The sequence below is a fragment of the Gracilimonas sp. genome (assembly GCF_035704785.1).
GTDB lineage: Bacteria > Bacteroidota > Rhodothermia > Balneolales > Balneolaceae > Gracilimonas.
Window position 1 is genome coordinate 1 of the sequence record NZ_DASSWP010000020.1, and the last position, 10370, is coordinate 10370.

The window sequence follows — 10370 nt, forward strand, 5'->3', positions numbered from 1 at the left end:
GTACTATGAATCCAGGAAACACAGTGGCGAATTGCCGATCGTTGGAGTAAACACTTTCCTGAATGATAAAGCCGGGGAAGAAGAGCAAAAACCGATCGATCTTATCCGCTCAACGGAAGAAGAAAAACGCCAGCAAATCGAAAATCTGGAGCAATTCTGGAAACGAAACGAAAAAGATGCCGATAAAGCCCTCAACAGACTCAAAGAAGCAGCCCGCAACAACGGAAATCTTTTTGAGGAACTGATGGAAACGGTGAAGGCAGCTTCATTGGGTCAGATCTCTCATGCTTTGTATGAAGTGGGCGGGCAGTATCGTAGAAATATGTAGTAATTTGTTAATCGTTAATCGGTCCCTCGTAGTTCTGTTTGATTTGCGAAAGATCGAAAGATCGATTAGCGATGGACGATTTATTCAGATCTTTAGATCTTTTTAGTCTTGAGTGAAGCGGAGACTGGAAAGTTTTAGCTGAGGAAGTCTCTGACTTCCATTACGGGCAAGTCATTCTATTTTAATCAAGATTCTATCATGTCTTATCAAAAAACTTGGTTGCCATAATGCAAGTCGGAGACTTGCTGAGCGGGGAATATGTAGTAATTTGTTAATCGTTAATCGTTAATCGTTAATCGTTAATCGCAAATCGGTCCCTCGTAGTTCTGTTTGATTTGCGATGAACCGAACGACCGATTTGTGATGTTAGATCTTTTTAGTCTTGAGTGAAGCGGAGCCTGGAAAGTTTAAGCACAGGAAGTCTTCGACTTCCATTACGGGCAATGCAATTCTATTCAAATCAAAATCACATCAGGTTAGAGAGGAGTCTTAGTGAATAGATGGTAAGCATTAGTAGCAATCATAATAGAGGATATCCTCTCTTTCTGTGCAACAGCGAAGTCCTTTAGGGTTTTTTGTCTTCGTATTATTGTAATTGGTTCGCTGATCACCCATAACAAAAAAGGCCTCAGAGAGGCCTTTTTGATTACTAAAATAAAAATCTGAGTTACTTACTTTGTAGCAAGCATGCCTTTCAGTTTCTGAGACTCAACAAGTTTATTGCTCTGAGGATATTCATTGATGACCTTGGTTACCAATTCATTGGCACGATCGTAATTCTCAGCATTGTAATAAGCCTGAGCAGCTTCAAAAAGGTTAGAAGGAGTAGTAACATCGTTTTGACTCCAGTTGGCTGCTTCAACGAATTTTTGAGCCGCTGCCGTATAGTTTTCGTTTGCGAGGTATAATTTAGCATGAAAGGTGAGGGGTCCAACTCCTAAGATACCTTCAGGAACCTCAAAGCTTTCCATATACATAAGCGCATTTTCGATGTCTCCAAGCTCAAAACTTGAAACTGCGGCATAGTAATTCGCGATATTACCTGCATTGGTCCAAGGAAATTCATCGGCTATTTGATCAAATCCATAGGTGAGTTCGAATTCGTTACCGTAAAGAGCATTTTCAAAATCACCTTGTGAATAATAATTTTCTGCTACAGAAAGCAGTTGCTGAGCCTTTTGCTCTTGTGAAGATGAATAGTAGTTATAACCGAAAATACCAGCTATGAGCACGATCACTGCAACAGCGACCGAGGTAATTTGAGTTCTGTGTTGTTGATAATAGTTTGCTAGTCGATTGTAATTCTCAATTAGCGGATCCGATTCTAATTCTTCTTTTGAAAACCTTTTAGACATGTTTATTTAATTAAAATAGCTGTGATTTGTAAGGGTGTAAAAATAGGACTGTTTTGGGACTTACCAAAACTCTAAAGTTAGTGTAAGACGCCTTTTTTAAGTTCTAATATACGATCTGAACGCCCGGCAATTTCTTTTTCATGAGTGATGAGCAGAACAGAGACCCCCATAACCTCCCGAAGTTCGAATAAAAGGTCCAGTATTATATCAGTATTATCCTGATCTAAATTTCCGGTAGGTTCATCTGCAAGTATGATACGGGGCTTGTTCATGAGCGCTCTTGCCATGGAAACCCTTTGCTGTTCACCGCCGGAAAGCTGGGTAGGTCGGTGTCCTTTACGTCCTTCTACTCCAAAAAGACCAAGCAATTCCTCGGCCCGTTCAAAAGCTTCTTTCGAGGAAGTCCCGGCAATAAGTCCCGGCATGGCTACATTTTCCAATGCGGTGAATTCGGGGAGTAAATGATGAAACTGAAATACAAATCCGATGTACGAATTCCTGAATTCAGCCAGATCATCAGATTTATATTGGGTTATGTTTTTCCCATCCCAGAATACTTCGCCTTTATCTGTGCTGTCAAGTCCGCCAAGTATATGAAGTAACGTACTTTTCCCACTTCCACTTGAACCAATAATAGATGTAATACTGGCTTCCTCGATCTCCAAATTCATTCCCTGCAATACATGAAGCTCATCTTTACCGGGACCGGCAGGGAAGCTTTTATGCAGGCCTTTGGCTTCCAGAACTATTTTAGGCTGTTCCATTATTCACCCGCCTTGTTATTAAGTCCCGGGTAGATAACCGGTTCAATATGAACACATTTTCCTGTCTCAGTATCTATTTTTGAAAACACTCCGCATAGCTGATTATCACCTTTAGCTTGCTGATATTTTTGATGGACTCCGGTCATAAAGCGTTTGATTGCCACTTTCTTATCCATGCCAATGCAAGAGTTGAAAGATCCGGTCATACCAGCATCACTAATATAGCCGGTTCCCTGTGGCAATATTCGTGCATCATTGGTTTGAACATGGGTATGTGTTCCGACCACTACGGATGCTTTTCCATCAATGTGCCAACCCATTGAAACCTTTTCTGCAGACGCCTCAGCATGAAAGTCCACAAAGATGATATTCGTTTCTTCTCTCATTTTTTCAAGAGCCCATTCTGCGGCAGTGAAGGGATCATCAATGGCTTTCATAAAGGTACGGCCCTGCAAATTCAATACGCCTACTTTGATGCCTTCTTTGTTTGGAACGGGGAATATACTAAAGCCGAGTCCTGCATTACCTTTTGGATAATTAAGAGGGCGCAGGATATGATCATGTTCTCGCATATAATCAAAGACCTTCCATTTATCAAAAGAATGATCTCCGCCTGTTACAACGTTTACTCCAAGGTTTAACAAGTTCTTTATAATATGACGATTGGTGCCAAATCCTTCGTGAGAATTTTCGGCATTTGCAATCACGAAATCAGCGTCATACTTCTTGATGAGGCTGGGGAGGAAAGTGTTGGTCATTTCAATGCCTGCATCTCCGACAATATCTCCTACAAAAAAAATGCTGATGGTATCAGCCAAAGCGAACTCCTGTAATTATTGGTTTATTCTTTGATTTCGGTGAGCAAGCGTTGGAGGCTATGGTTCACACGTTCCATCAACACTTCTTCACTATTTTCCAGTTCACTTTTAGCATTTCTTAGTTCAAATAATTCCTCTGCAATGCTAAGAGCAGCTAAAGCCATTACGGTAGATTCGGGTTGCTTAACAAGTTGCTGCCGGTAGGTCTTAAACCGTTCGTCAACAAACTTACAGATCCTTATCATGGCTTCCTCTTCATGATCTTCTACTTTAAGAGGATATTGTTTGCCCAAAATGGTGACTTTGATCGATTTCATTAATCAGCTCCTAAATGATGATCAATTTTTGATATAAGGCCCTGCACGTGTTGCCTTAGAGCTAGACGCTCACTTTCGCTGATGGCAGAAAAGATATCCGTTTGTTTCTCATGCTCTTCTTCAAGCTTTGCTTTCAGTTTGGCATTGTCTCGCTTAAGCTCACGAATTTCTTGTTTCAGGGTATCAACTTCGGTTCCCACTTCATCCAAGAGCCGTCTGAACTTATCGGTTTGTTGTGCAAGTTTATTCATATGTAATGCAATTACCCTAACCTCTCAGTTTAGCAGAAAAGTCTTTTTCCAACGATTTAACAATACGCTGAATAATAGGTTCTACTTCTTTGATATTCAAGGTCTTGTTGGAATCAATGAATTGTAACCTGAAGGCAATACTTTTGTTCCCTTTTCCGATGGATTCACCCTCAAAAACATCAAAAATATCAATGCTTTCCAGCTGATCACCGGCTTTTTCTTCGATCACTTCCATAAGCTCTCCGGCTGTTATGGATTGCGAAACAATGACAGCAAAGTCGAATTCAAACGCAGGAAATTTGGGAACAGCTTTGAATTTTGTTTCAGGAATCACAGAAAGTGCCTCAGCAATTGCTGATACTGAAAGTTCGGCTACAAAGGCCTCCTGTTCAAAATCATAAGCTTTTTTGAGATCATTACCCGGTAAGAAAAGGGTACCAATCCTTTTATCTCCCCAGAAATATTCAAGCGTGGTTTCATTCATCGCTTTTGAGGAGAGATGTTCAAGCAGATTCAGTTTTTTGAAAAAGGCATGAACCAAAGCCTTTAGATCAAAAACGGAGTAAGACTCAGTTTCCTGAGACCAGTTTTCAGAGTTTTTGAGTCCGGCTACTCCCAATAATACATGCACTTCCTCTTTGATACCTTCGTAATAGGTTCCTTCCTTATCGGCATTGAATACATGGCCAAGTTCAAAGAAGCGAACTCCGGATGCTTTTCGGTTGAAGTTGTAAGAAGTGGATCTCAAAAAGCCGTGCAGCAGAGAGGGGCGCAGCGTACTCATATCCTTATTCAAAGGATTGAGGGCTGAGATCATGTTATCAAGATCTCCAAAGTGACTTGCATCTTTTTCTGAGATCAGAGAATTGGAGTATATTTCGCGAAGTCCTAATTGTTGTGCTGTAGTTCGGATCTTTTGGTTGAGTTTTTCCCAATCGGTCAGCGATTCAGAAGAAACATAAATTCCATGGTTGGGAGACGGAATCTTATTGTAATCAAACAAACGGCCCACTTCCTCAATAAGATCAACTTCACGCTCCAGGTCGGGCCGGAAAGTTGGGATCTCAAAAGTAATAGTGTCAGTATCCTTTTTTATCTCTTTAAGCTCCAGTCCATCCAATATCGAACTGATGGTATCGGTATCAAAATCAGTTCCCAGAAGCCGGTTTACATAGCTTCTTCTAAGAGTGAGCTGATGAGAGTCTGTTTTAGTGGGATGAATATCCACAGTTTCGTCTGCAACTTTGCCACCGGCAACTTCTGCGATCAGTTGAGCGGCTCTTTCGGCTGCGATGGCCTGTAAATTTGGATCGACACCTCTTTCAAAACGGTAGGAGGCATCTGTTTGCAGGGTTTGTTCCTTTGCGGTTCTGCGAATAGAACCTGGATCGAAATAGGCACTCTCAATTAGAATGTCGGTCGTAGTATCACTTACTTCGGAATCTACGCCACCCATAACGCCCGCGATGGCAACCGGGCCTTCGCTGTCACAAATAAATAAAGTGCCCGATGAACATTTTCGCTTGACGTGATCCAGCGTTTCAAATTCAATTTCCTTGTTATAGTCTTTGACTACGATCTCTTTTCCGAGGATGGTTTTGTAATCAAAAGCATGCAGGGGCTGACCCAACTCATACATTACATAGTTGGTCACATCCACCACATTATTCACCGGGCGGACACCAATGGCCTTTAATTTATTTTGCAGCCATCTTGGGGATTCCTTGATCTCAACTCCATTTACCATCTTACCCACATAACGATGGCATTTCTTGGCGTTCTCAATTTTTATGGTGATGTCATCCGAATCCTGAACTGTTTTTCCGGCATTGATCTCAGGTTTTTTAAGCTCCAGATTCAGTGCTGCTGAAAGATCCCGTGCTACTCCCAGATGGCAAGTAGCATCCGGGCGGTTTGGGGTGATTGCTATATCTATGATCGTGTCTTCATAAAGATCGAATACTTCTGAGATGGGCGTTCCAATTTTTAGGCCTTCATCCAGCACCATAATTCCTGCATGATCGGTTCCAAGTCCGAGTTCATCTTCGGCACAGATCATCCCTTCGGAAACTTCACCGCGTAATTTCGCTTTTTTAATTTTGAGGAAGCTGCCGTCATCCAGTTTAATGGGGAGGGTAGAGCCAACGGTAGCAACAGGTACTTTTTGACCTTTTGCCACATTATCAGCTCCGCAAACGATCTGAGTTTGAGCGTCACCAAGGTTTACATCACAGATCTGAAGCCGGTCAGCATTGGGGTGAGACCGCACTTCAAGAACCTCACCAACGATCACGCCTTCAAGAGAACTTCCAAATTCTTCGGTCTCTTCAACTTCGAGCCCGATGAGCGTTAGTTTTTCTGCTGTTTCTTCCGGGGATAGTGGAAGGTCAATAAATTCTTTAAGCCAGTTGTAAGATACTTTCATTAAAAATGTGGTATTAAGAGTAGTTCTTAATTAATTCGTCAATCTTTGGTTTCAAAATTGGGATCTTTGAGTCTAAAACATCCCAAAGAACATCATAATCAACATTGTCATAATTATGAATGAGGATGTCCCTCATTCCGGCCATTTGGCGCCATTCAATATCCGGATGTTTCTCTGTGAACTCTTTGGGAAGTTTTTTAGTGGCTTCTCCAATTATTTCGAGGCATCGTTCGGTGGTTTTTCTTTTTTCAAAATCTCCGCTCAATTCTTTTAATGAGAGAGAAGAATAGTTCTCATAAAGAAAATCAACCATCTCCTTGATATGTTGAAGTAACTCAAGAGTGTAATTCGACATATTGAATATTCTTTTCCATTATATTCCTGAATCGCTCACTCACTGATTTATCTGTTAGCAAATCAACTTTTCTTTCAAGATTATCTTCCAGATAAAAAGCCAACTCCATTAAGTTGTCAAAAGTCTTTTTCCCATTCTCAAATTCAACATAGAAATCCAGATCACTGTCTTCGGTTTGCTCACCTTTAGCATAAGAGCCAAATAAACCCAATTTTGACACACCAAACTCCTTGATCAGCTCTCGATTATCTTTCAGGAGCTTCAGAATTTGTTCTTTGGTATGTAAGGTTTTGACAGCCATTTATTTAAGATAAGGCAATCTGAGATTAATTGAACTGTTCTAAAAACCGAACGTCATTTTCATAAAACGTGCGTATATCATCAATTCCATGGCGGAGTATAGCGATTCTCTCGACGCCCATTCCCCACGCAAAACCCGTGTATTTTTCAGGATCAACGCCGGCAGACTTGAATACATTGGGGTCAACCATACCGGAGCCTAAGACCTCCAGCCATTTTCCATCTTTTTCTGATCCCCACCAGATATCCATTTCAAGGCTTGGTTCTGTGAAAGGGAAAAAGCCCGGACGAAGCCGGTATTTAACATCGGTTCCAAACATTAATTTGGCAAAGGTGATAAGGGTTTCCTTTAAGTCAGCCACACTCACATTTTCATCTACATACAAAGCTTCAACCTGATGAAATAAGAAATAGGACTTTGGAGAAACGGCTTCGTTCCGGTAAACTCGTCCCGGCATAATAGCACGAATCGGTGGCTTTGTGTTCTCCATCAATCGGATTTGAACGGGAGAGGTGTGCGTTCTAAGAACCAGGTCTTGTATATCAGGGTCATTACTTTTCCGGATAAAGAAAGTATCTTGTTCATCCCGGGCCGGGTGGTTTGGGGGGAAATTGAGAGCCGTAAAGTTGTGAAAGTCGTCCTCGATCTCCGGTCCGTCTGCAATGGTAAATCCAAGCCGGTAAAATATGGATTTCATCTCTTCCAGCGTTTGGGTCAGTGGATGAAGAGATCCCAAAGGAAAGGAAGGAGGGGTGAGGGTGATATCATCTTTGGCGCTTAAGTCCTTGCTTACCTTTTGTTCAAGTGAAGCTTTGGTGTCCTCAAATTTAGATTCAGCCAGGACCTTAACCTGATTCATTGCCTTACCAACTCCAGCACGTTCTTCTTTAGGCACGCTGCCCATATTTTTGAACATCGACTGAACCTTCCCGTTACGGGATAGGAACTCTAGCCGAAACGCTTCAAGCTGATCCTCATTCTTAATTTCGAAGTTTTGAATTTCTTTTTCTAAAGCTTTTATGTCATCAAGCATGGAGTGCTTCTGTAGTTGTTAACGAATAAATTCATTCCAACGCAGAGCATAGGAATGAGGGCAAAAGCGAGAGAATAAGTTAATAAGTGAACCAGAGATAAAACCTTATCACTTTTTTCCTTATTAACTACTCCCGAAAATAAAAAAACCGGTAAACCTTATGAAAAAGATCTACCGGTTTATATCATAAATATATGCAATTAAGCAGTGGCTTCCTTTACAATAGCAGCAAACGTATCTGCATCGTGGACGGCAAGATCTGCAAGTACTTTACGGTTGATCTGCATATCCTTTTGCTTCATCGCGTGGATGAGCTTGGAATAGGTAGTACCGTTTAGTCTTGATGCCGCATTGATGCGGGTGATCCATAATCGACGGAAATTACGTTTACGGTTTTTGCGATCGCGATATTGGTACAAAAGACCTTTTTCTACCGCATTTTTCGCAATGGTGTAAACGTTCTTACGCTTGCCCCAGTAACCTTTCGCTTGATCTATGATCTTTTTGCGACGGCGACGGGAAGCCACAAGATTTAATGAACGTGGCATTTTGTCGTTAGTTTAGAAATTAAAAATTATAAGGCAGTTGTCTCTTGATAGACTTTTCATCGGCTTTGTCAACCAATGTGTCTTTACCAAGCTGTCTCTTAGTTTTACTGCTTTTCTTAGTCAAAATGTGACGCTTAAAAGCTTTCTTTCTTTTAATTTTACCGGAACCGGTAACCTTAAAACGCTTTTTAGCACCACTGTTACTTTTCATTTTTGGCATGGAAATCCACCAACTTTTGTGAAAATTTAAAGACTTATAAAATAGGGAGATTTAAACCCCTACGCAATGAAGGAATTAACTTTTTGAAGGAGTCAGCATCATGATCATTCTTCGCCCTTCCATATTGGGCTTGGATTCCATTTTTGCGACATCAGAAAGATCTTTGGCAAGCTGTAAAAGCAATAATTCCCCTTTTTCAGTGTAGAGCATATCTCGGCCTCTGAACTGAACGGTTGCTTTAACTTTGTCTCCACCTTCCAAAAATTCTCTGGCATGACGTGTTTTGAATTCCAGATCATGATCATCCGTGTTCGGACGGAAGCGCAATTCTTTAACAGATATAGTATGCTGTTTTTTCTTCGCTTCTTTTTCTTTTTTCTTCTTTTCGTACATGAACTTGCCGTAGTCGATCACCTTGCAAACCGGGGGCTTGGCTTTTGGTGCAACTTCTACAAGATCTAAGTTGTACGATGCAGCAATCTCCAAAGCACGTTCTGATGATGTGATCTCGTGCTCTTCGTCGGGAGTTATGACCCGTACTTTGGCTGCATTTATTTCTTCATTTAATCGAGGACGATCTTCATTTGTAGGTCGTCTCTGAAAGTTTCTTCTTGCGATAGTAATCCTCTTTGTTTAGTTAGTCTTTAGGTAAAGTTTTTGTATCAATTTCATTTTTTATATCTGAAAGAAAATCAGAAAAATTGAAAGTTCCAATATCGCCTTTTTTATGGCGTCGTACAGAAACCGTATTCTCTTCAACTTCCTTTCCTCCAACTATTAACATATATGGAGTCTTGCTCGTTTCAGCATCTCGTATTTTTCCTCCGATCTGTTCGCTGCGTTCGTCTACAGCAACGCGAACCCCGATATTCAGGAACGCCTGTTCAAGTTCTTTTGCATAAGGAATTTGATCATCTGAAATGGGAAGTATGCGTACTTGCTCAGGTGACAGCCATAGTGGGAAATCACCGGCAAAATGTTCGATCAAAATACTGGTAAATCGTTCCATTGAACCAAAAGGAGCTCGGTGAATGATCACCGGACGATGTTTTTCATTATCAGAACCTACATAGGTTAAGTCAAATCGTTCGGGCATTACATAATCTACCTGCACCGTTCCGAGCTGCCATTTACGGCCTATTGCATCACGAATGATAAAGTCGATCTTTGGCCCGTAAAAGCTAGCCTCACCGGGAGCGATCTTATAATCCAGCTCCATCTCATCAGCCACTTCTTTGATCTCTTTTTGAGCTCGTTCCCAATATTCATTGTTTCCGCCATATTTCTTTTCATTGTCATCCCGATAAGAAAGGCGGATATCTACCGGCATCCCGAATGTACTGAAAACAAGCTGTGTCAATTCAATGGTATTCTTGATCTCTTGCTTCAGCTGATCGTGTGTGCAATAAATATGAGCATCATCCTGAGTAAACCCGCGAACCCGTGAAAGGCCGCTAAGTTCACCTGACTGCTCATATCGGTACACAGATCCAAATTCAGCAAGTCGCAGGGGAAGGTCGCGGTAACTGCGCATCTCATTTGAATAAATTCGATGGTGATGCGGGCAGTTCATCGGCTTCAGCATGTACTCCTCGTCATCTACCTGCATGGGATTATATTGTGAATCCTGGTAGTAGGGATAGTGCCCTGAAGTT

14 protein-coding genes are annotated in these 10370 nt (G+C 41.4%); 1 reads left to right on the top strand and 13 read right to left on the bottom strand.

What is annotated here, in order from left to right; genetic code table 11:
- Positions 1-328, top strand: a 328-nt coding sequence (locus tag VFM80_RS00910) for a methylmalonyl-CoA mutase family protein (protein WP_395068623.1), incomplete at its 5' end; no start/stop codon positions are given.
- 671 nt (positions 329-999) lie between these two features.
- On the opposite strand, the gene VFM80_RS00915 is transcribed toward VFM80_RS00910, so the two are convergent.
- The 13 genes from VFM80_RS00915 to thrS all read right to left on the bottom strand — a co-directional run.
- Complete coding sequence (locus VFM80_RS00915) at positions 1000-1683, bottom strand: tetratricopeptide repeat protein (protein WP_395068625.1); 684 nt, start codon at positions 1681-1683, stop codon at positions 1000-1002.
- Between the two features lie 77 nt (positions 1684-1760).
- Positions 1761-2447, bottom strand: coding sequence for an ABC transporter ATP-binding protein (locus tag VFM80_RS00920; RefSeq protein ID WP_395068627.1), 687 nt, complete (start codon positions 2445-2447; stop codon positions 1761-1763).
- The gene (locus tag VFM80_RS00925; protein WP_395068629.1) at positions 2447-3265 is read right to left on the bottom strand and encodes a TIGR00282 family metallophosphoesterase; all 819 of its coding nucleotides are present in this window, start codon (positions 3263-3265) and stop codon (positions 2447-2449) included. The genes VFM80_RS00920 and VFM80_RS00925 overlap by 1 nt, the downstream gene beginning before the upstream one ends.
- A 23-nt stretch (positions 3266-3288) precedes the next feature.
- The gene (locus VFM80_RS00930) at positions 3289-3582 is read right to left on the bottom strand and encodes a cell division protein ZapA (RefSeq protein ID WP_395068631.1); all 294 of its coding nucleotides are present in this window, start codon (positions 3580-3582) and stop codon (positions 3289-3291) included.
- Positions 3582-3833: a hypothetical protein gene (locus tag VFM80_RS00935; protein ID WP_395068633.1), complete on the bottom strand. Its 252-nt coding sequence runs from the start codon at positions 3831-3833 to the stop codon at positions 3582-3584. Before VFM80_RS00935 ends, VFM80_RS00930 begins: the two co-directional genes overlap by 1 nt.
- A gap of 16 nt (positions 3834-3849) precedes the next feature.
- The gene (gene pheT / locus VFM80_RS00940; protein ID WP_395068635.1) at positions 3850-6258 is read right to left on the bottom strand and encodes a phenylalanine--tRNA ligase subunit beta; all 2409 of its coding nucleotides are present in this window, start codon (positions 6256-6258) and stop codon (positions 3850-3852) included.
- A gap of 13 nt (positions 6259-6271) precedes the next feature.
- The gene (locus VFM80_RS00945; protein ID WP_395068637.1) at positions 6272-6613 is read right to left on the bottom strand and encodes a DUF86 domain-containing protein; all 342 of its coding nucleotides are present in this window, start codon (positions 6611-6613) and stop codon (positions 6272-6274) included.
- A complete protein-coding gene (locus VFM80_RS00950; RefSeq protein ID WP_395068639.1) occupies positions 6594-6914 on the bottom strand; it encodes a nucleotidyltransferase family protein in 321 nt (106 codons plus the stop codon). The genes VFM80_RS00945 and VFM80_RS00950 overlap by 20 nt, the downstream gene beginning before the upstream one ends.
- 25 nt (positions 6915-6939) lie before the next feature.
- Positions 6940-7947, bottom strand: a complete 1008-nt coding sequence (gene pheS, locus VFM80_RS00955) for a phenylalanine--tRNA ligase subunit alpha (RefSeq protein WP_395068641.1) — start codon at positions 7945-7947, stop codon at positions 6940-6942.
- A gap of 200 nt (positions 7948-8147) precedes the next feature.
- Entirely contained in the window at positions 8148-8495 is a 348-nt protein-coding gene (gene rplT, locus VFM80_RS00960; protein ID WP_395068643.1) for a 50S ribosomal protein L20, read from the bottom strand.
- A gap of 19 nt (positions 8496-8514) precedes the next feature.
- The gene (rpmI, locus tag VFM80_RS00965; RefSeq protein WP_395068645.1) at positions 8515-8715 is read right to left on the bottom strand and encodes a 50S ribosomal protein L35; all 201 of its coding nucleotides are present in this window, start codon (positions 8713-8715) and stop codon (positions 8515-8517) included.
- A 75-nt stretch (positions 8716-8790) separates the two neighbouring features.
- Complete coding sequence (gene infC, locus VFM80_RS00970; protein WP_395068649.1) at positions 8791-9339, bottom strand: translation initiation factor IF-3; 549 nt, start codon at positions 9337-9339, stop codon at positions 8791-8793.
- Positions 9340-9352: 13 nt separating this feature from the next.
- On the bottom strand, positions 9353-10370 hold a 1018-nt coding region (thrS, locus tag VFM80_RS00975), incomplete at its 5' end, for a threonine--tRNA ligase (RefSeq protein ID WP_395068647.1).

What these genes read in the sequence shown, in the direction of transcription:
- VFM80_RS00915 (WP_395068625.1), bottom strand. Translation starts at nt 1,683, where the DNA reads ATGTCTAAAAGGTTTTCAAAAGAAGAATTAGAATCGGATCCGCTAATT.
- VFM80_RS00920 (WP_395068627.1), bottom strand. Translation starts at nt 2,447, where the DNA reads ATGGAACAGCCTAAAATAGTTCTGGAAGCCAAAGGCCTGCATAAAAGC.
- VFM80_RS00930 (WP_395068631.1), bottom strand. Translation starts at nt 3,582, where the DNA reads ATGAAATCGATCAAAGTCACCATTTTGGGCAAACAATATCCTCTTAAA.
- VFM80_RS00935 (WP_395068633.1), bottom strand. Translation starts at nt 3,833, where the DNA reads ATGAATAAACTTGCACAACAAACCGATAAGTTCAGACGGCTCTTGGAT.
- pheT (WP_395068635.1), bottom strand. Translation starts at nt 6,258, where the DNA reads ATGAAAGTATCTTACAACTGGCTTAAAGAATTTATTGACCTTCCACTA.
- VFM80_RS00945 (WP_395068637.1), bottom strand. Translation starts at nt 6,613, where the DNA reads ATGTCGAATTACACTCTTGAGTTACTTCAACATATCAAGGAGATGGTT.
- VFM80_RS00950 (WP_395068639.1), bottom strand. Translation starts at nt 6,914, where the DNA reads ATGGCTGTCAAAACCTTACATACCAAAGAACAAATTCTGAAGCTCCTG.
- pheS (WP_395068641.1), bottom strand. Translation starts at nt 7,947, where the DNA reads ATGCTTGATGACATAAAAGCTTTAGAAAAAGAAATTCAAAACTTCGAA.
- rplT (WP_395068643.1), bottom strand. Translation starts at nt 8,495, where the DNA reads ATGCCACGTTCATTAAATCTTGTGGCTTCCCGTCGCCGTCGCAAAAAG.
- rpmI (WP_395068645.1), bottom strand. Translation starts at nt 8,715, where the DNA reads ATGCCAAAAATGAAAAGTAACAGTGGTGCTAAAAAGCGTTTTAAGGTT.